Source organism: Pseudoalteromonas rhizosphaerae, assembly GCF_028885455.1.
GTDB classification, from domain to species: domain Bacteria; phylum Pseudomonadota; class Gammaproteobacteria; order Enterobacterales; family Alteromonadaceae; genus Pseudoalteromonas; species Pseudoalteromonas rhizosphaerae.
Genome location: NZ_CP118496.1, coordinates 1,333,540 through 1,354,912, shown reverse-complemented (window position 1 = coordinate 1,354,912; position 21,373 = coordinate 1,333,540). Strand labels below are relative to the sequence as shown.

The window sequence follows — 21,373 nt, the reverse complement described above, 5'->3', positions numbered from 1 at the left end:
ATTGCTATCTTAATTCGGTTAATAGCCAGTGTTTATAAGCCATGTCAGCATTTATTAAGTCTTTTTATCACAAATTATTCCCAGCTAGACAGCTGTTGATCCGCCAAAATGGTGAGGTTAAACATGTGATATTAGCACCTTGGTTACAAATATCAGCCGTAGCTATTATTTTAATTGCTTTAATTTGGTTGGCTGTTTCGACCCTGCGAATATACTCTCAAACCAACAAGATTTCCGATATCGAACAAAGCCAATTATCAAAACAACAACAGTGGCAGCAACAAAGTAAAGAACAACAAGCACAATACGATAAACAGTTAGCCCAGCTTGCGGTGCTAGAGCAAAAGCATGCTTTATTGCAGAGCATGATCGATTCTTTACCTGAGTCGATGAGTAATCCCACACTGCCAGCAGCGCCGCCAGAAGGTGAACTCGGCGAACAACAAGAAGAGTTCCACGAACCATTAGTTGATGAAAACCCTAACAGCGCACACACTCTTTCACTATCTGACTCTGTTAATATCGAGCAACGTTTTGCACTACTCGATAGCCAATACCAACACAGCTTTTTACAAATAGAGCAACAAATAGAACGCCGCCAGCACGATATTTTAGCGATGCTCAAAGGTGCAGGACTTGATACCGCCTTGGCGCGTCGTCTAGATGGTGATATGACAGAAACCGCGCAAGGTGGTCCGCTGGATTTATTTGATGAATCAAAGATCCCAGCTGAATTTTTAGTCATCGCAGATAAACTATTGGCGTTGAATAAGCTTGAAAATTTACTCAGTGAGTTACCGCAAACTCTGCCTGCAGCAAATTACTACATTTCGAGTAGTTTTGGCCTGCGTAAAGATCCAGTGAATAACCGTCATGCTTATCATAAAGGTGTTGATTTAGCAGGTTGGCATAAAACCGAAATATTCGCCCCCGCTGATGGCACTGTATTACGCGCAGGACGCAACGGTGGTTATGGTAATTTTATCGAACTGCAACATAAAAACGGCTTTGTAACTCGGTTTGGTCACTTAAATAAAATCAACGTTAAAAAAGGCCAAACGGTAACCAAAAATGATGTTATCGGATTAATGGGCAGCACTGGCAGAAGTACTGGCACTCACCTACACTATGAAGTATTACTTAACGACAAACATGTCAATCCAGTCAAAATAACAAAGGCGCTTTCTCGTGTTCGGTAAAAAAAAATCAACAGTAAGTAGTTCTGCAAATTCTCAACTAAAAAGAACTAGCCACACTCCTTCGATCATTTCTGAAGATGTTCGCTTAACGGGCAGCCTAGTGAGTCAAGGTGAAGTACAGCTTGATGGTCGCATAGATGGTGATGTTCGTGTTAACCATTTAGTTATTGGTAATACCGGTTGTGTTGAAGGCTCGGTGGTCGCTGAAAGCGTGATTGTAAAAGGTAAAGTAATCGGCTCACTCAACGCCAGCAAAGTAGTTATTGAACGTTCAGCGCAAGTGCACGGGGATGTTTATCAAGATACTTTAAGTATTGATGCTGGTGCAATTATTGAAGGTAACTTAAAACAACGCCATGAAGCTGAAACGGTTGAATTAATTACCAATAACGCAGAATCAAAGCCGGAGCTTACATCTGCGCTCAGTGAAGGTGATAATGACTTGTCGTTTTTCAACAAACAAGCCGCTGAGAAAAAGTAATCGCTTTATTATTCTTTTACTTTTTCTTAGTAACGTACATTGTAATATCAGCAGTGAAGACCAATTCACTGCGAGTATTGTAAAGCTTCACTGGCACCACTAAATCCTCTTTATCTAGCCATTGTCTTGGCATTGCAATTTCTGCCACAGCTGTGACATCAGTATCAACCTTCGCTAAGTACTGCACCGTCATTCCTTTAGGGATCCAGCGATGAGTTTTATATGGCACGGTAGCATCAACCATCACACCGGCACATAACTCAGCTAAATTACACTGCGCAATAGCATGGATAGTCCCAATATGATTGTGCACACTCCGTCGGTTTTTAACCATTGCGCTGCAATGTCCGTCACGTAAATCTAAAACAGTGGGTTTCATGGAGCCAAAATAAGGGGCTTTAAAACACACTACTTTAGTAAATAACCAATTGCCAAATGGTAGACGCTTAAAACTATGCCATGCTGTTAAAACTGCAGATTTATTACTCATTATTATTTTCCATTGAATGTCGCTATTGCAAAATTAGCACATCAGACCAGTTAGCAAAAGTGCATTTATACTTATAATCTTATTGATAGATGGGTCATATGCCCTTTCTTTTTTATCTTTGCAGACCTAAAATACGCGGCAAAAGGAGCACTCATGCCAACAACCGATCGCCGCAATCATCTTAGTGTTATTTTAATTCTCGCTCTTCTGGTTATATTCTGCCCATTAGCGATTGATATTTACTTACCCGCATTTCCTGATATTGCGCAAGCATTGGCTATTGATGAGCAGCAAGTGCAACTTACCGTCGCTATTTTTATGCTGACGGTTGGCTTAGGTCAGCTTATAGCAGGTCCTTTAGCCGACAAGTTTGGCCGCCGTCCAGTCGCACTATTTGGCATCACACTGTATGGATTTGCTGGGATGTTGGCTTTTTTAGCACCTAGCTTTAGCATTCTGATGCTTGCACGTGCACTGCAAGGTTTTGGGGCTTGTGCCACTTTTGTGGTTGCATTTGCGATTGTTCGTGATACCTACGGCAGTGCTAAAAGCGGCCAAATGATCACTTACCTAAATGGTATTGTGTGTTTTATTCCGGCGTTAGCGCCTATTTTAGGCGCTTGGCTGACTGTGCAATTTGGCTGGCGGATGAACTTTTTATTTTTGGCGGGGTTTGCTTGTGTTGGACTAATGATCACTGCCATATATTTTAAAGAAACACGCCCTGCGGATAGCCACTATGAGGGCCACATACTCGATTTACGTCGTTTTATACCAATCATTAGCACGCCTATTTTTCTTTTTAATAGCCTAATTTGTATGGTGGCAATGTCGGCTATTTTAGCTTTTGTAACATTAGCACCGGGATGGATCATGACCGAGTTAGGTGGATCGGTCAGCGATTTTACTTTTTGGTTTACTCTCAATGCCATTGTTAGCATTGTAGCTAGCTTTATTGCACCATTGTATATCAAACGCCATAGTCAAAAAGCGTTACGCATAGGTATGAGTTTATTAATTTTCTCTGGTGTACTGATTTTAATTCTCGGCCAGTTTAAAAGTGCCTTTGCTTTTATGCTGCCAGTGTTGATTGCTGCGCTAGGCTTTGCACTTAGCTTAGGCTCAGCGGCTGGAATGGCATTGTCACATTTTGCTAAACAAGCAGGTACTGCATCTGCGTTAATCGGTTTAATGCAAATGAGCGGCGCTGGAGCATTGGTTATGCTCACCCAAGTGCTCCCTTTCAATGCGCCCGAGTTTATTGCTTTTCACTTATTATTATTGCTGCCACTGTGGGTTATACTGCTCAGTAATAAAGCACACGCTTATCACCCTAAAAACACATAAAAACAATGATCAATTTTGAATTTTTACTGTCATTTTTAGCCGCGAGTTTTTTAATCGCTGTTGCACCAGGTCCTTCCAATGCTTTTTTAATGGCGCAAACTTTTGCCAATGGCCGCGCAGCAGGCTTACAAAGCGCATTTGGTTTTGCTTTAGGCGGAGTGGCGCATACTTTATTTGCCGTTGTCGGTCTTACGGCTATCCTAAAAGCCTCAGAAGTGGCTTATACCAGCGTACAATACGCTGGTGCTGCCTACTTATGTTATTTAGGTTTTATGATGTTTAAAAGCACATTTATCCAGTCAGAGTGCAGTAGCGAAGATAAACCCCATGTAAGCACCAAGAAAAAAACTAATATTATGTTTCAGGCTATGATGACTGAAGTGCTCAACCCTAAAGTAGCGTTATTTTTTATTGCGTTTATTCCGCAGTTTGTTGATCCAACCCTGTCATCATCAACTACATTTCAATTAGCTTTCTTTGGCTTACTGTATCCACTTTTTGCGTTTCCGATTGACTGCACGTATATTTACTTTGGCGATAAAATTGCAGGCTACTTTCGAGAGCACCCGCTAAGCCAAATTTGGATTGATCGTATAACAGGTGTAGTATTTGTAGTTCTTGCGGTTAATCTACTCATCTAAAAAGAAAAAGAGTCAACATGGAACAAAAACAGCAAACCCTTCCAGCGCAAAAAAATATTGCTTTAGTTGCACACGATGGTAAAAAAGCAGCCTTGCTAGCCTGGTGTAATAAACATCGCGATAACCTCAGTAAGCACACTTTATATGGCACAGGCACCACAGGTCATTTAATTGAGCGAAATACTGGACTTGAAGTTATCAAACTACTTAGTGGCCCTATGGGGGGCGATCAGCAGTTAGGCGCTAAAATTGCGGAGCATGAAATTCATGTGTTGATTTTCTTTTGGGACCCCCTTGCATCTCAACCTCATGATCCGGATGTTAAAGCATTATTACGCTTAGCTGCGGTATGGAATATTCCAGTGGCGTGTAATGAAGTCAGCGCAGATATGATTTTAAGCTCGCCTTTGATGCATAACGAGCTTGAACGGTCATTGCCAGATTACGAGAAATACCTCGCAACCCGACAAGTCATTCTATAAGCACCCTTTAACGATAAAGCATACTTGCCCATTTAGTGAGTCCGGCGGTTACACTACCAAAGTGATCGCCGTTTACCATTTTAATATCACCTAAGTGCTCAACTAATGCAGCTTTTATTAGTGGCGATTGCGCGCTGCCACCGGTAAGGTAAATCACATCAGGAACGGTCCCTGCATCTTTAATCGCTTGTTTTGCTAAACTTACTATTTGCATAATCGAATCATCAACCGCCACAGCTAAATCAGCTCGTGATAGCACTTTATGTAATTGCGGTGCTAAAAACCCTAATTCACAGTCATACCCAGTCACTGACGAAAGCGCAATTTTTGCCGCCTCCCCTTGCTGTACCAGCTGATGACCTTGCTTATTTTGCTGCAAATCGATCAGTCGTTGAAATAACTCAGGTGCTTGTACTTCACGTAACTGCGTAAGTAATTCTCGGTGATGGCTTTGACTATAAAACTGGCTTTGTAAGTTCACATCGTTAATTTTACATGCTTGCCAAAATGCTTGATTAGGCAGTGGTAAACCTGATTTAAACTGACTGCCTAAACCAAGCAATGGCATTAATGCGTGATAGCTTAAAGCAATGTCTAAATCATTACCGCCAACACGTTTACCTGTATGCGCTAAAAAGTCATTATCACGGTCACTACTATCACGAAAGCTAGGTCCCATTTGCACAAATGAGCAGTCACTGGTACCACCACCAATATCAATAACCAATACTTTTTGATCGTTATTTAAGTCACTTTCATAATCAATTCCTGCTGCGAGTGGTTCATATAAAAAAGCCACATCTTTAAAGCCAGCTCGTTTTGCTGCACGCTCTAAAATACCAATTGCTTGTTGGTTTGATTGCTCTCCACCCACGGCTTGGAAATTTACCGGGCGGCCAATAACCGTTTGTGTTAACTCTTTTTGTAGTGATTTTTCAGCTCGCTGTTTGATTTTTAAAATCATCGCGGTGGCAATATCTTCAAAGAAGTTAATTTGCCCTTGCTTTAAGCCTATTGCCCCAAAAAACGATTTAGGGGATTTAACAAAATAGCCTTCTTCAGGAAATTGCACATATTCGTTAATTGCTTCACGGCCAATAAAAAGACTTTCATCACCGGGGGCTAGATCTAAGTCAGACTTGATCCGCACCATACTATTGAGCAGGGCTTGGCGCTGGGTTTTAAAATCAGTTTCATAATTTGTACCTGTTAGATGCTGAGCAACAAAATCGACAACTAAAGCACTGTGATGTGTGTATAAGGTTGAAGGGAGGTAAAACTTACCTTGCTCTAGGGGCACCAGCTCAACAGTATTTTGAGCATTCATTACACCCATTGCGCAATTAGAACTACCATAATCAAAACCAACTACCATTACTTCACCACAACTAACATCAAAAGGCCGCGCAATTTAGCATACTTACGGCTTTTTTTAAATGTTAATCAGGATCGCGTTGACGTAAAAAACTGGCAAACCGTGGTAAACCGTTTTTAGTAAAACCATGGTATCGGTATGTCACCGTCGCTCCTATTGCGGGTGGATTTTGGCGCTGTGCGTTACTAAAGCCAGTACCAATTGAAAACTCTTTTCCTTGTGGTGTAACTACTTTTAACGCCCCTAGCATGCCAGTAAATTTGCCTTTTCCTGGAAGATGAGCAATGACGACCGCTTCACTATCAAAATAAGGTTTTAACTTTAACAGCGCATCAGAACGGCCACTTTTATGCATTGCCGAGGCTAAATGCAGCATTACACCTTCACCACCTTGCTGAGTTACTTTATCAAAGTACGCAGATAATGCCTGCTCTGTAGTAAATTGATACTGCTGTACTGCTTGGATGTGAGGCTTATTTAATGTTTTTACTAAACGTAGATAATTTTCATAGCGTACTGCAAAGGGATTATGTTGATCTGGCATGTCAAATATCTGATAGGTGACTTTTTGCCAGTCACTATCCAACGGCTGTAAAGTGCGCACAATACCACTGAGGTCTGCAAAATCACCGCGCTTGGTCCACAACTCACCGTCTAACCTCAAATTAGGTAAATCAGCAATAAACCAGCCTGGCGCATTAATGGCATTGCCATTACGGGTTATCAACTGTGTTCCCGTCCAAATCGCACGGACCCCATCAAACTTCTCACTAACGAGATAGTTTTCAATGGCAAGCGCTTGATCTTGTGGGTAAACCTTGGCAAGTTGGGCATCAGCGGTGATCTGTGTATCAGTTGCTAAGCAAGTAAAAGTACTGATCAGCAACCATAATACTGTTAGTCCTTTAAGCATATCGGTCTCCTTGTTTATCACCAAGCAGACTAAACTATAGCTTAGTTTGTACCCATTGCCATAGCTGCTGTAAATTATCCATGCGAGAAACAGCTAAACTTAAATCGTGGCCTAGGGTGTGTTTATTCGGTATTGCAACCACAGGTACGTTTGCATTAGTTGCTGCTGTAACGCCGGTGTGTGTATCTTCAACAGCAATTGCTTGCTCTGCTGAAATCCCTAATGTTGTCAGTGCAAGTAAATAAGGGTCTCCCGCAGGTTTTGGATTTTGCACGTCGTCTTTAGTCACTACGCAGTCAAACCATTCATAAAAGCCATAGCCTTTTAAGATAGGTAAGGCCTCATGGCGTGAACTACCCGTCACTAATGCCATTTTAAGATCGCTTTGCTTCACTGCCTCTAATACCTCTTCGGCAAAAGGCATTAAAGGAGGTAAGTTAGTGGTAACAAATTGCTCGAATGCATCATATTTAGCCTGCGCTAACCACTGCGGTGAAACCGATAAGTTATATTGCTCAACCACTTCAATTGCCGCATCTAAGGTCGGTCGACCTGAAAAACGTTGGCAAAAATCATCTTCTTCATAGCGCACGCCAAACGGTGCTAAAACATCATTCCAACAGTTAAAGTGGACACTTTCTGAATCAACTAAAGTGCCATCCATATCAAATAATACTGCTTTTAATGTCATCCTCATTCCTTTATTTTCAGCAACAAAAAAGGCGCTCATAGCACCTTTTTGGTTTAATACTTATGCTGTTAAACCTGCTGGCGGCTCTGCAAATGCTTCTTCACCCGTTTCAACATCTACCAACTCGTAGCCACGTTCTTTTCTAACAACTTTTAGTACAGGTTTTTCAAATGCTGTTTTTAAACGCTCTGCGTCATCTCGTAACGCATCTAAGGTGTTGCCAAAAGGCGCTGCGCCCGTTTCTGACCAATTCGTTACTTTACCATTTAGGTTATATTCAACCTCATGTATTTGATATTGCGCCGCTTCATCTTTAGTTGCTTCACAAAAAATCACTCGGTAGTTCCAAAATCCAGCCATTGCTCTTCTCTTATTAAATTTAATTGTCGCTACTTTAGCAGTTATAAATCAGGTTTTACAATACAAAAGCCCGCAACATGTGCGGGCTTTTAATATTAGCAATTATAAAGTCTACTTAGAAAAAGTTAACTTTAAATTCAGCGCCAATGAAGCGAGGCTCATTAACAATTGCAGAGTTATTGCTAAAATCTACACCACCGATGAATACTTGCTCATTGGTTATATTACGTGCAAATGCCGCAACTTCGTATTCGTAGTTATTATCAAACCACTTATAACCCGCGCGTAAGCCACCTTCTAATAATGCTTCACCAGTAAACTCCACTGATTCATATAAAAAGAAATCAATTTCACTACGGTATGACCAATCTGTAAACGCATAAAACTCACCATCGCCAAGCTCTTTAGTATAGCGTAGAGTAAAGTTAGCAATCCACTCCGGCGCATGTGGCAGGCTATTACCGTCTAAACTATAACCCTGGTTTGTATGCGGATCAGTAATCGTACAAGCAAAACAGCCTTGCGAATATAAATCATCATCTTGCAGCTCAGTATTGTTATAACTGAAGTTAAAAGTTGCATCAAATTCATCAGTCAATACCCATTGAGTATCAACTTCAAAACCGTAGCCAACAGTTTTATCAGCATTCAATAAACGCGCTGAATTTCCCGAGTCACCACCAACAGCTGTTAACTGTTGATCATCCATTTGATAATAGAAAACAGTAGCATTGATACGTCCGCGACCATCAAGTACGTCTGATTTAATACCTGTTTCAATTGAGTTAATTGTTTCAGAATCAGCAACCGTTACATCATCACTAAATAAAATACGACCTTGCACACTCGGTGCACGGAAACCATTGGCTGCACGAACGAATAAATTTATATCATCAGAATATTTATACGCAGCAGCTAAATCCCATGATACATGGCTATCTTCTGGTGCAACTGACTTAGTTAAATTAGCAACTGCCGACTCTGGAGATGCGTAACGTGACGCTGTAAAGTCACGTTTATCATCTGAGTAACGTAAACCAGCAGTGATTTCTAACTTCTCAGTTAATTGATATTCACTCGATGCAAATACAGCCCATGCTGTTGTGTCTTGATCTTGGCGAACATAGCCAGTTAAGAAGTTTGCACCTAACCCATCGTAACCGTAAGTCTCAATGACTTGCTCTTCATTATAATAAAAAGCACCAACTTGGTAATTAAAGTCACCAGCAAAATCACTTGCTAAACGTAGTTCTTGTGTATATTGATTGTGATCTGGAAGGGCATCAGCGGTTTCAGACGCTAAGAAAATAAAACCAGGTCCCATTTCTGGTGTTGGGCAACCAGGAACAAAAGTATTACCACAACCAAAACCACCATCTACATCAGCACGAGAGAAAATTTCTGCACTTTCCCAGCCAGTGATCGATGTCAACGTGTAATCAGCAAAACTGTACTCTAGCTTTAAGCTAGCACCTTGGCTATTTACATTCTGTGTAGCAAATTGCACAGTATCTTGATATATCACTTCAGGATCAAAGCCCGGGCGCGGGTTATTTGTGCCTGTTTCAATTGCATTTGCATGAAATACAATTGGCTTACCATTTAAGTCACGAGTGTGGTAATTCAATAATGCACTGAAATCATCTTTCTCATATAAGAATTGGATACGCGCGGCCGTTTCTTGATAACCTCCTGTTACGTCATCAATCTCATTGCCTGCTAAGCGATTATCAATATAATCATCGCGCTCTTGACGTAATAGAGAAACACGTGCTGATAAGTTATCAGTTAAGCCACCACTTACAGCCCCTTCGAAGTCAATTGAATTGAACGAACCATATGATAAGGCTGCATAACCTTCAAAATCTTGACTTGGGCGAGCTGAATCAATTTTAACTAAACCAGCTGGGGTATTACGACCGAATAAGGTGCCTTGTGGTCCACGGAGAACTTCTACCCGGCCCGTGTCAAATATAGGAAAACCTTTTAAAATAGGGCTTTCTTGAACAATTTCATCAACCACTAGAGATACTGGTTGTGATGAATTCAAATCGAAATCTGAATTACCAAGACCACGAACATAAAAGCGTGGGAATGAGCGACCAAATGAAGATTCTACAGTTAAGCTTGGAATTTTTGCATTTAAAAAACGAATATCCATGCCGGCAGAACTGGCAGCATCAAGGCTATCACCTTGTAAAGCAGAAGCAGCGACAGGTACTTCCTGTGCGTTTTCTACACGTTTACGTGCAGTGATTTGAATAACTTCTAATTGTTTGCTTTTTGCAACTGGAGCTTGTTCATCAGCAGCAAGAGTTATAAATGAAGTACCTGCTACGGCAGAGAACAACGTTGCATTGATTAGGGTTGCTAACGTAGATCTTTTCATTGCTTTCATGTCGGGGTTTAACCTTTTTAGTGCACTCTTATTCAACGGTTGATGTGTTGCGCCAAATTCACTCGGCGGGTTCGGCCAATTTTTCGCGCCTTAAGTTAAGCTGCGCGGACCTCTTTGTCGAGAGTGCAAAACGAAGTAAAGAGGCTGAACGAACGCTGAAGATTATAGCACTGTGTGACACTTTTACTGCATTAATATGTACAAAAATATAAACTTTTTACAACATATGGCGACATGATAGAAGAATTTTAGAAAAATTATGCAAATATATTTATTTCATACGGACATTTGTCCTGTTAATTTCAATGATAAAACTGTATCAGCTTTATGTAATCATCTATAGATATGTCTTTATAAACCAACTACACAAACTAACAATTTCACCCGCTAACTCGAGCAAATTCAGGATTCGCTAATTGACAATTATGCTCATTGAGTAAGCCTAGAATAGCTAAATTTAACTCTTCGATTATTTCCATATACTCGGAAAAATCAGTTGTTACTACATAACTCAATAAATCAATTTGTAATGCCCATGGCGTAAAGCCTTTAAAACGAACTCGACATGGCGTGTCATCAATCTTTCCGTGCTTATCAAGTAAGTTTTTACATGCGGCCATAAAAGCTAATAGATCATGTTGTTTAGTTTTGGCACTGAGCATTAAGTTAGGGCGATAGGAAATTCTTTCTCGCTCTGAAATGTTCTCTAACTGCATATCAACAAATTTTGCATTTGCGACGTATATAACAGATCGATCTAAAGTACGTATTCGGGTAGCACGTAAGCCTATTTCTTCGATGGTTCCCATACTTGAACCAAATTTACATAAGTTACCTATTTTCACTGGCGAAGAGATATATAAAGTAATTGCCCCTATTATATTTTCTACCGTTTTTTGCGCTGCCAATGCAATGGCTAATCCACCAATACCTAAGCCTGCAAGTAAGGTGGTGGCATTAAAACCTAAATTTTCAAACCACAATAATACGGCCACAATCACGACCAGAGTTTTTAGCACATTACTTGCTGGACGCAACAAAAATACAGCTTGTGGTTTTTTTTGCTCAATAAAGCGATCTGATAGGCGATGTTTAATAATATCAACGCAACGTAAAAACACCCAAGTCCATGCAACTAATAATACTGTTGCGCCTTGAGCAAGCGCAACGACTGTAATAGTAACATTGGAAATATCATAAAGTGAACGCGATAAAAGTACAGCCAACAATAAGCAGATAGGCCCTTTAATAAGCGCGAGTACATCGTCAGGTGTTTGCACTATAAAACGATGTAAGATCGCTGCAAAAATTCGTGTAATTAATATCGCAAGCAAAAAGAACGCAAAAAACGACCCGATAAAATAAACCCACTGCCATACCATTACTCCCAACAACTGTGTTTTGGGTAAATTATTATAAAGCCACTCGCCAAGCACGTTATAACCAAATTCATCAATTAAAAATGGGATATTACTAACTGTTGCATTCGATATTTTCCAAACTTTATTATTTCCTTTTTCATCAGGAACACGTTGTAATAATATTTGTACAGGCCCTCGCGACGTCGTTATCTCAGCAACTAAATCTCGATAACTAGGTACTGGTTCATTTTTCTTTCCTTCAGGTTTGTTACTTAATGTATCGATATCAATCCATAGCGTGCGATCAAAAACCAGTGACAGTTGCTCAGCCAGTAACTCTGGTGCAATTGCTTTAACTTCAGGTGGTAAATTTCGATAATCTAAATAATTTGTTGCTAGGGCATAATCGCGTTGGTTTACAGCACGTAAATAAGCCCGCATTGTAGTACTAGGAGTAATACGGTGGAATTCATCATAGGGCAAAGAATCAATATCAATTTCTTTGCCGGTTTCCGCGGAAGTAATTACCGTTGCTTGTAATGACTGTTCGACCTCTGAATTAGGGTTACTTTGACTATCTTCTTTGTTCTCATTATCAAACAGAGATTTTACCGTTATCTCTGGCTGTGCGAATAAACTGAAACTCAAAGAAAATAATATGGACAAGCCAATTAGTTTTAATAATGTTATGAAGTACTTATCCATAAATCAATTCCTTGAGCTGTTTTAATTTAGCACCTTACCTGTTATTAACTATAAAAGCGTTAACACTTATTTAAAAGTTAAAAACAGTATACTTCACTAGAAACTTCGCTCTAGGGCGTATTTATCTTTCTAGGTTACTATTACAGCAATATATTTGGTTTTTAGGTAAGACAAAGCTATATAGTGTGGTTATTTCCCATAAGTAAGCAATAACGCTGCATGTGATTAGGACGTAAAACAAAAAGAAAGTGGCATATCAAATTTAAAGCTAATAGCATCAAGAGACGTCGGTTTCTCTCATTTTTAACCTTAGCCAAACACATCATTAAGCTATTTAAGAAACGTATTACAAAACGACGTGGAAAAGTCTCAAAAACTTTATTTTGAATGAATAAAAGCGCTCATTAGGTAAAATCAGGGTCTATTAGCTCGAACGGTTTTGCCTAGGACGTTTAATTTTTTGTTGCCCGCATAGATGTAGATTAGAAACATGGGAAGATGCACAAACTTTGCTCTATTTTCACTTAGCCCACGTAGGTTACAAATCTAGCGTCATGATCTACTCGCCCCTAAAATGGAATGAATTTTAGCTCCCAAAGGTCAAAATGCCCCAACGCTATACACATAACGTGGAGTTTGACCTAAGTACCTACACAAGCTAACGTATATGCAGTATTTATGCTGTTAAATATAATTTTAGCGCTGTCATTAAGGAATAGAATGGATCTAACCACCACACTTTCAAAAAACTGGTCAGTACTGTTAGTACGCGGCCTCATTGCAATTATTTTTGGCGTTATTACTTGGTTAGCACCCAATGCATCTCTGAGTATTATGTTGTTATTTTTTGCGGGCTATTTTTTATTTGATGGCATGCTAAGAACATGGGTTGCTTGGAACTCTAAGCAACACAATCCCTATTGGCGCTGGTTATTGGCCGGTGGGGTGTTATCAATCATCGCAGGACTAGTTACCCTATTTGCACCAAACGTTACCGCGATACTATTACTTTATTATGTCGCTGCGTGGGCCATAGCGATTGGCGCTGTTGAAATTTTAATTGCGCTTAAATTAAGAGCGGAAATATCTAATGAGTGGATATTAATTATTACTGGGGCAATATCAGTATTATTTGGTTTATATTTAATCTTTAATCCTAGCGCAGGGATCCATACTTTACTTTGGTTAGTCGCCACTTACGCCGTACTATTTGGTGCTTTAATTGTATTATTTTCATTAAAGCTAAAAAAGATGGTGCAACAGCAATAACTCATCAATAAAAACGAAGTAATTTGCTACTCGTTGCAGCAAATTACTTCTGCAAGACTATACCGGTACCGCTGGATTTATTTCGTTGCTCGTCCCCGCCTTAATGCAATTTCACCATCAATATGTATATCGCGTTGTGGGAAAGAAATAACGACATTATGCTCAGCAAATATTTTATATACGCTAAAACGAATATCACTGCGGACTTGGCGCAACATGGTTTCTGATTCAGCACAAACCCAAAAAATAGCATTGAACACTAAAGAGCTTTCAGCAAAATCATCAAATAACACTGAAGATGCCGGCGTCGGGAGTATTGCAGGATGTTCGCTCAACACTTGTTTGATCAGTTTTTCAACTAACAATACATCTGATCCATATGCCACACCAACACTGACAGACGAACGAGCATTGCGGTCAATCAAGGTCCAATTCGTCACTGTGTTTTCGAGTAGTTGACTGTTTGGTATAAGCATGTGCACACCATCGTTACGACGAATGCGCGTGGAGCGGGTATTAATCGTTTCAACCACCCCTTTAGCGTTGCCCACTTCTAAGAAATCTCCAATACGAATTGGCCGCTCCCACATTAAAATCCAGCCACTAATAAAGTTATTAATGATATTTTGTGCCCCGAATCCTACACCAATAGCTATAGCGCCAGAAACAAAGGCAAATGCTGTTAACGGAATATTTAACACTTCAAGGGAGGTAAATATTAAAATTGCGATACTTAACACTAAATAAATACGGGTAAATAAATGCACCGCATCAGGGTTCATTTTACGTGCGAGCAGAGTTTTTCGTATTAATCGACCAATCCATGTAACCACAAACCACATGGCAAAGAGTATCAAAGGCACTTGAATAACTTTAGCTACAGTAATTTCGATATTGTTATAACTAAAAATTACATACGATAAATAATGAGAGATTGACTCTAACGTCATACTTTTTCCAAAATTAATAAAACAAATAGCTATTCAGGGTTAAGTAAGTTTAGCACGCCATAATGGCATTTACGGAGAAGTTAAAGTTCAATATGTTTTTTATGAACAAATCATTAACATTTTCTTACAGGTAATGCTATATAAGTACTGTAAGCTTAAATAAAGCACGAGGAACGAATGATGTCACAACTGACCTTAAATCAAAAATTAGCCACGCTACAACCTTTAGTTGATTTGCAACTGTTTGAATCAAGTATTGAATACCGCAATAAAATTTTGTCTGTGCTTGCAGAGCAAGAACATACTCTTAATTGCATTAATAAAGAGTTTGGTCACCAGCAACCGGCAAGTTTTGGTAGCGAAAAAAAGTTTGTTTTAGGTTACAACTAATTTTGCTACTTCGCGCATGCAATATAAACCAAAATTCTCAATTAAGTACCAACCTGTAGTAGCTTTAATACGTCCTACTGTTTAAGGCTACTATTTCTCGATTTGCACTATTTTTACCTAAAAACACGTTTTTTGCGCTTAATCCCCACCTTAAACCGATAAACTTAGTTGTATATACATGAAAATTTGCTAAGTTATGGGTGTTTTATGTCTCGCCTGTTTTTCAAGGCTCACCTATTTTATGGAGTTCTCATGCGTAAGACCCTTATAGCAACTACAATTGCTAGTGCATTATTATTATCTGCTTGTAGTTCGCAAAACGATGCTGATACAAAAGAGCAAACGACTCAAGTACAAACAGTCAATGTAGACAACGTATTGATGAAACCAAGCCCATTACAATATATGGCACCAGAATTTGATAAATTTGGTACCAGTGATTATGAACCGGCATTTGATGCAGGTATTGCCCAGCAAAAAGCGCAAATCACGGCTATCGCAAACAACCCAGCTCCAGCTACATTTAAAAACACCTTAGTTGAATTAGAACTATCGGGCGAATTGCTTGATCGCGTTTCAACCGCTTTCTATAACTTATCTGGTTTGATCTCTAATGATGAGTATCAACGTATTGCAGCAAAAATGGCCCCAGTGTTATCTGCGCATTCTGATGATATTTATCTTAACAAAGCATTATTTTCACGTGTTGAAACCATTAATGGCAATAAAGCGAAGTTAAATGCCGAAGATCAGCGTTTAGTTGAGTTTTACTACACTAAGTTTGTTAACGCTGGTGCAAAATTAGATGAAGCACAAAAAGCCAAAATGCGTGAAATCAACGCTGAGCTTGCTAAGTTATCAACAGCCTTCTCGCAAAACGTATTAAAATCGTTTAAAGAGGACGTAGTATTAGTAACCGATAAAAGCGAACTTGCTGGCCTTTCTGACGCTGAAATAGCAAGCCTTGCCGCTGCCGCTAAAAAAGCAGGTAAAGAAGGCTACATGATCACGTTAGTGAACACCACGCAACAGCCGATTCTCAGCAGCCTAAAAAACCGTAAGTTACGTGAACGTATTTTTAAAGCATCAGCGACTCGTGCGCAAAATACCAATGGCCCTATCATTATCAAAGAAACCAATTTGCGCGCTCAAAAAGCAGCACTACTTGGCTATAAAGATTGGGCTTCATATGTAATGACCACACGTATGGCTAAAACCACTGAAAACGTTTATGGCATATTAGATGACTTGGCACCTAAAGCTGTAAATAAAGCAAAAGCTGAAGCTGCTGAAATTCAAAAAGTAATTGATGCATCAGGCGAAACGTTTGCCTTACAACCATGGGACTGGGCATTCTATTCTGAAAAAGTGCGCCAAGCTAAGTACGACCTAGATCCTGCTTTAGTTAAGCCATACTTTGAAATGCAATCAGTGATCCATAACGGTTTATTTTTTGCGATGGAAAAACTGTACGGCATTACTTTCAAAGAGCGTAAAGATTTACCACTTTATCACGAAGATGTAATGGCGTTTGAAGTGTTCAACGCCGATGGTAGTGCTATTGGTTTATTCTACATGGACCCTTATGCTCGTGAAGGTAAACGTGGTGGTGCTTGGATGAGTGCATATGTTAGCCAAAGTGGCTTAAAGGGCACAAAACCTGTAATTTATAACGCACAAAACATCCCTAAACCTGCAGACGGTCAGCCAACACTGATGACCTTCTCTGAAGTTACGACTATGTTCCATGAATTTGGTCATGCGGCACACGGTTTGTTCTCAGACGTAAAATACCCAAGCCTTGCAGGCACTGCAACAGCTCGTGACTTTGTTGAATTCCCGTCACAAGCGAACGAAGATTGGAACATCGAACCAACTGTACTTGCTAACTACGCGAAGCATTACAAAACAGGTGAACCAATTCCTAAAGAATTACTCGACAAAGTACTTGAGTCACAAAACTTCAATCAAGGTTTTGGTACCACTGAGTATTTAGCTGCAGCATTACTTGATATGGAATGGCATTCATTTGGTGTTGATAAGAAAATAACTGATGTACAAAAATTTGAGCATGATGCGTTAGAGAAACACGGCATTGCTTACTACCCAGTACCACCGCGTTATAAGTCTTGTTACTTTAGCCACACCTTTGCTGGTGGCTATTCAGCAGGTTACTATGCATACCTTTGGACTGAAGTATTTGCAGCTGATGCCTTTGCACATATGACAAAGCAAGGCGGCTTAACTCGTGACAACGGTGATAGCTTCCGCAAAGAGATTTTATCAAAAGGTAACAGCCGCGACTTAATGCAAAGCTATATTGAGTTCCGTGGTCAAAAGCCAACTACCGACGCCCTACTTAAGCGCCGTGGTTTAGTTAAGTAAACCAAAATGATTATAATGGGAGTCCGTAATGGACTCTCATTTTTTATCGCCATTATTCATCCTAACTTTGTTACCTTCTAACTCAAATCAACACCTTACAGAAGATATATATGCTAATCTAAATAAAAAATTTAGAGTTACACAATGCAAAATATACTTTTATTTTCAACTTGCTTACTACTGACTGCATGTGCCACAGAGCCAACTGAACACGCCGATATAGTGATCGCTAATGCGACGATCATCGACGTAACAACCGGACAACTCAGCGTTGAACAATCCCTTGCTATTCGCGATGGTGTGATCATAAAGCGCGCTAACAACTCACTAAAAAATAACTACATTACTGAGAATTACATTGATGCTAATGATCAATTTTTAATGCCAGGCCTTTGGGATATGCATGTCCATTTTGGCGGCGGTGAAGCGCTTATAGCCGAAAACAAAGCCCTGTTACCACTTTACCTCGCGTATGGCATTACTACAGTACGTGATGCTGCTGCTGATTTAAGTGAGTCAGTTTTAAGCTGGCGAGAGCAAATTAATAATAACCAATTAGTTGGCCCGACCATTTATACATCAGGGCCCAAACTCGAAGGTAAAGACTCTATTTGGCCTGGCGACTTAGAAGTTGAAACTGTCGAGGAAATGAATGCTGCTATTGATACGCTTGATGCTATGAATGTGGATTTTGTGAAAATCACCGATAGTGCATTAACACCTGAACTTTATTTAAAAGCAGTTAAAGAAGTGAAAAAGCGTGGCTACCAAATATCTGGTCATATTCCGTTTTCGCTATCAGTTACAGATGTATCAAATGCAGGGTTAGATGCCATTGAGCATATGACCTACTTGTTAAAAGCCGCAGCAATTAATGAACCTGAAATATCAGCAAAAGTGGCTTCAGGTGAACTGAGTTACCGCAGTGCTTTGCCAATTGTTACAGCAAATATTGATAACCAAACAGCTTTAAATAAATACGCCGTGTTAGCTCAAAATAACACGGCCGTAGTACCTACTTTAATTGGTGGTCAAATCACCGCTTATATTGATGAAGATAACCATCAAGATGATGAGTTTTTAAATTATTTAGGTAAAGGTCTTAAAGCCACTTACCAATGGCGTGTAGACAGAGCCAATAAAGATACCCAAGATCAAATCAAACAACGTAAAGAACGCTTTGTTAAAACAGCTCAATTACTACCTTTAGCACAACAGGCTGGCGTATCAATTATTGCTGGGACCGATGCTGGATTTTTAAATTCGTATATTTACCCAGGTTTATCTCTTCATCAAGAGCTGGCTATTTTTAGTGATTATGGCTTAACGCCATTACAAACATTGCAATCAGCAACACTTGCTGGACCACAGTTTTTAGGTAAAACGGCGCAGTTTGGAGAACTTACAGAAGGCAAAACCGCCGATATCATTTTCTTAACTGATAACCCATTAATTGATGTACGTAACACGCAAAAGCTCACTGGGGTTATTTCTCATAGTCGTTATTACAATAAAGCAGCACTTGAACAGCTAAAAGTAGATGCCAAGCAATTCGTTAGTTCACAACAGTAAATTAATCACTGGGCTCAGGTTACTTCACTGAGCCACTCCCTTTAATACTCGTTGTAGTATACACTCGCGCTTTTAGTTTGGAGTAAGCACTATGGGCTACTTATTTGCCGTCACTCTATTATGGGCGTTTTCATTTAGTTTAATTGGCGTATATTTAGCAGGTCAAGTTGATGCTTGGTTTAGTGTATTAATTCGCGTAGCCCTAGCCACACTGCTATTTTTACCGTTTTTAAAACGAACACCTCCCCAACTTGCTTGCAAACTCATGCTGATAGGCGCAGTACAACTCGGTATTATGTATAGCTTTTATTACCACTCATTTTTGTTCTTAAGTGTGCCTGAAGTACTGCTATTTACTGTAATGACCCCGCTTTACATCACGTTATTAAACGATGCGTGCAACAAGTATTTTAACCCACAGTTTTTTATAGTCGCTTTTATTGCCGTGCTGGGTGCAATTACTATTCGCTATGAAAACTTAGACAGTAACTTCTTAGTCGGATTATTACTGGTACAAGGCGCTAATATTAGTTTTGCTGTAGGACAAGTAACCTACAAACGTTTAATGCTAGGTAAGCAGCTTGATGATAAAACTGTATTTGGCTGGTTTTTTATTGGTGCACTGATTGTTGCAAGTAGCTGTTATGTCTTATTTGGTAACTCAAACAAATTACCGAGCACCTCAACACAATGGGGCATATTGATTTATTTAGGAGTTGTGGCATCTGGTGTTGGCTATTTTATGTGGAATAAAGGCGCCACGCTTGTCAATGTGGGCGCACTGGCGGTGATGAACAACTTGCTTATTCCTGCAGGCATTGTTGTTAATGTACTTATTTGGAATAGAGACGCGGACATACTCAGATTAAGTATTGGCGCGGGGGTTATGCTATTTGCCTTAGTGGTAAACCAAATAATGGCTAAAAGAGTAAATTAATTACTCTGTAGTTAAACTGTCACTAATAATTAGTAAGGTAGCTTCCACTCTGATTTTTAAGGAAAAATAATGAAGCTCACACCTTTACTGACTAGTTGTTTATTATTAATTACACTAGCTGGCTGCGATGACGATGTAGAAATAGTCGAAAAAGAAGTGGTTGTTACCAACACTGAAGTTGAAATTGTTAAAGTTCCTACCCCGGTTATTGTTGAAGTAGCGCAAGGTACGAATATTCAACTCGGTGCTCGCCCCGACTACTTAATTGACGATATGGCCACCAGCGCACTAAAAACAAAATTAGAATCGTGCAAAGACGGCCCTTTTTATCGTACTGATTTTTCAATTGGTCACCGCGGTGCACCTATGCAATACCCAGAGCACACTAAAGAATCTTACATTGCAGCAGCTCGTATGGGCGCTGGCATTGTCGAGTGCGATGTGACGTTTACAAATGATAAAGAGCTGGTATGCCGCCATTCACAATGCGATTTACATACCACCACTAATATTTTAGCGATCCCAGAACTTGCCGCTAAATGCAGCGTGCCATTTACGCCAGCGGATCCTAACAGTGGTACACCCGCTGCAGCTAAATGTTGCACCACCGATATTAGCCTGGCGGAATTTTTAACCCTTGAGGGTAAAATGGATGGCGCGAACACCAATGCCACCAATGTTAACGATTATATGAATGGAACACCGAGTTGGCGCACTGATTTATACGCCACCTCAGGTACACTCATGACCCATAAACAAAGTATTGCGCTATTTAAAGAGCTGGGTGTAAAAATGACCCCAGAGCTGAAATCGCCTCAAGTGAGCATGCCTTTTAATGGTATGACTCAAGCGCAATATGCACAAAAAATGCTGGATGAATACACGCAAATGGACGTACCCGCAAACCATGTTTATCCGCAATCATTTAACCTAGCCGACGTAGAATATTGGATTAGCACTAATCCTGAATTTGCAGCGCAAAGTGTGTATTTGGATGGTCGCGACAGCAATGCAGGGTTTGATCCTAATAACGCAGCAACATGGCAGCCAAGCATGGCAGAGCTAGCTACTGATGGCGTTAAAATTATAGCGCCCCCTATTTGGATGCTGCTAACCATAGATAACGACAGTAATATTGTACCCTCACAGTACGCTATAGATGCTAAGGCCGCAGGGCTTAATATTATTGCATGGAGCCTTGAACGCTCTGGCCCTCTAAATGAAGGCGGCGGTTATTATTATCAATCTATTAGTGATGTTATAGATAACGATGGCGACATGTTAACTGTGGTTGATGTTTTAGCACAAGAAGTGGGGGTCATGGGGATATTTTCCGATTGGCCAGCAACCGTAAGTTACTATGCTAGCTGTAATAAAATGCCTGCAAGTATTTAAACTTTAAGGCGTGTTTATTTTATCGCGCTCAG

The 21,373-nt window shown here is 40.0% G+C and carries 19 protein-coding genes; 11 read left to right on the top strand and 8 right to left on the bottom strand.

Translation table 11 applies throughout. The features are described from left to right. The first annotated feature begins 41 nt into the window (after window positions 1-41). Together PVK79_RS05765 and PVK79_RS05760 are read left to right on the top strand one after the other, a co-directional pair. Entirely contained in the window at window positions 42-1,199 is a 1,158-nt protein-coding gene (locus PVK79_RS05765) for a M23 family metallopeptidase (RefSeq protein ID WP_182717061.1), read from the top strand. Continuing rightward, window positions 1,189-1,680, top strand: a complete 492-nt coding sequence (locus PVK79_RS05760) for a bactofilin family protein (RefSeq protein ID WP_145237352.1) — start codon at window positions 1,189-1,191, stop codon at window positions 1,678-1,680. Before PVK79_RS05765 ends, PVK79_RS05760 begins: the two co-directional genes overlap by 11 nt. 16 nt (window positions 1,681-1,696) lie before the next feature. Here PVK79_RS05760 and PVK79_RS05755 read toward each other — a convergent pair whose 3' ends face one another. Next, window positions 1,697-2,170: a hotdog fold domain-containing protein gene (locus tag PVK79_RS05755; RefSeq protein WP_145237355.1), complete on the bottom strand. Its 474-nt coding sequence runs from the start codon at window positions 2,168-2,170 to the stop codon at window positions 1,697-1,699. Window positions 2,171-2,323: 153 nt separating this feature from the next. On the opposite strand from PVK79_RS05755, the gene PVK79_RS05750 reads away from it, so the two are divergent. From PVK79_RS05750 to PVK79_RS05740, 3 genes are read left to right on the top strand one after another with little or no spacing between them, the layout of a single operon-like run. Further along, a complete protein-coding gene (locus PVK79_RS05750) occupies window positions 2,324-3,517 on the top strand; it encodes a multidrug effflux MFS transporter (protein WP_145237358.1) in 1,194 nt (397 codons plus the stop codon). A 5-nt stretch (window positions 3,518-3,522) separates the two neighbouring features. After that, window positions 3,523-4,158, top strand: a complete 636-nt coding sequence (locus PVK79_RS05745; RefSeq protein WP_257325479.1) for a LysE family translocator — start codon at window positions 3,523-3,525, stop codon at window positions 4,156-4,158. A gap of 17 nt (window positions 4,159-4,175) precedes the next feature. Continuing rightward, a complete protein-coding gene (locus PVK79_RS05740) occupies window positions 4,176-4,640 on the top strand; it encodes a methylglyoxal synthase (RefSeq protein ID WP_145237363.1) in 465 nt (154 codons plus the stop codon). A gap of 7 nt (window positions 4,641-4,647) precedes the next feature. On the opposite strand, the gene yegD is transcribed toward PVK79_RS05740, so the two are convergent. From yegD to PVK79_RS05710, 6 genes are all read right to left on the bottom strand, one after another. Beyond that, window positions 4,648-6,015 carry a molecular chaperone gene (yegD, locus tag PVK79_RS05735; protein ID WP_257325478.1) on the bottom strand — a complete coding sequence of 456 codons (1,368 nt, stop codon included), beginning with the start codon at window positions 6,013-6,015 and terminating at the stop codon, window positions 4,648-4,650. 64 nt (window positions 6,016-6,079) lie between these two features. After that, window positions 6,080-6,928: a DNA ligase gene (locus PVK79_RS05730; protein ID WP_182734430.1), complete on the bottom strand. Its 849-nt coding sequence runs from the start codon at window positions 6,926-6,928 to the stop codon at window positions 6,080-6,082. Between the two features lie 34 nt (window positions 6,929-6,962). Beyond that, window positions 6,963-7,619: an HAD family hydrolase gene (locus tag PVK79_RS05725; protein WP_149980836.1), complete on the bottom strand. Its 657-nt coding sequence runs from the start codon at window positions 7,617-7,619 to the stop codon at window positions 6,963-6,965. Window positions 7,620-7,679: 60 nt separating this feature from the next. Continuing rightward, window positions 7,680-7,979, bottom strand: a complete 300-nt coding sequence (locus PVK79_RS05720; protein ID WP_145237374.1) for a hypothetical protein — start codon at window positions 7,977-7,979, stop codon at window positions 7,680-7,682. Window positions 7,980-8,094: 115 nt separating this feature from the next. After that, window positions 8,095-10,377 carry a TonB-dependent receptor gene (locus PVK79_RS05715; protein WP_182759005.1) on the bottom strand — a complete coding sequence of 761 codons (2,283 nt, stop codon included), beginning with the start codon at window positions 10,375-10,377 and terminating at the stop codon, window positions 8,095-8,097. Between the two features lie 380 nt (window positions 10,378-10,757). Further along, the gene (locus tag PVK79_RS05710; protein WP_257325477.1) at window positions 10,758-12,443 is read right to left on the bottom strand and encodes a mechanosensitive ion channel family protein; all 1,686 of its coding nucleotides are present in this window, start codon (window positions 12,441-12,443) and stop codon (window positions 10,758-10,760) included. 720 nt (window positions 12,444-13,163) lie between these two features. Here PVK79_RS05710 and PVK79_RS05705 point away from each other — a divergent pair. Beyond that, window positions 13,164-13,712: an HdeD family acid-resistance protein gene (locus PVK79_RS05705; RefSeq protein ID WP_145237379.1), complete on the top strand. Its 549-nt coding sequence runs from the start codon at window positions 13,164-13,166 to the stop codon at window positions 13,710-13,712. A 77-nt stretch (window positions 13,713-13,789) separates the two neighbouring features. Here PVK79_RS05705 and PVK79_RS05700 read toward each other — a convergent pair whose 3' ends face one another. Next, complete coding sequence (locus tag PVK79_RS05700) at window positions 13,790-14,662, bottom strand: mechanosensitive ion channel family protein (RefSeq protein WP_145237382.1); 873 nt, start codon at window positions 14,660-14,662, stop codon at window positions 13,790-13,792. 180 nt (window positions 14,663-14,842) lie between these two features. Between PVK79_RS05700 and PVK79_RS05695 the strand changes: the two genes are divergently transcribed. The 5 genes from PVK79_RS05695 (at window position 14,843) to PVK79_RS05675 (ending at window position 21,341) form a co-directional block, all read left to right on the top strand. Further along, a complete protein-coding gene (locus PVK79_RS05695; RefSeq protein ID WP_145237750.1) occupies window positions 14,843-15,052 on the top strand; it encodes a hypothetical protein in 210 nt (69 codons plus the stop codon). Window positions 15,053-15,304: 252 nt separating this feature from the next. Further along, complete coding sequence (locus tag PVK79_RS05690; protein ID WP_257325476.1) at window positions 15,305-17,437, top strand: M3 family metallopeptidase; 2,133 nt, start codon at window positions 15,305-15,307, stop codon at window positions 17,435-17,437. A gap of 144 nt (window positions 17,438-17,581) precedes the next feature. After that, window positions 17,582-19,009 carry an amidohydrolase family protein gene (locus tag PVK79_RS05685; RefSeq protein WP_182759851.1) on the top strand — a complete coding sequence of 476 codons (1,428 nt, stop codon included), beginning with the start codon at window positions 17,582-17,584 and terminating at the stop codon, window positions 19,007-19,009. A 91-nt stretch (window positions 19,010-19,100) separates the two neighbouring features. Next, a complete protein-coding gene (locus PVK79_RS05680) occupies window positions 19,101-19,946 on the top strand; it encodes a carboxylate/amino acid/amine transporter (RefSeq protein WP_182759850.1) in 846 nt (281 codons plus the stop codon). 69 nt (window positions 19,947-20,015) lie between these two features. After that, the gene (locus tag PVK79_RS05675) at window positions 20,016-21,341 is read left to right on the top strand and encodes a glycerophosphodiester phosphodiesterase family protein (RefSeq protein ID WP_257325475.1); all 1,326 of its coding nucleotides are present in this window, start codon (window positions 20,016-20,018) and stop codon (window positions 21,339-21,341) included. The last annotated feature ends 32 nt before the right edge of the window (window positions 21,342-21,373 follow it).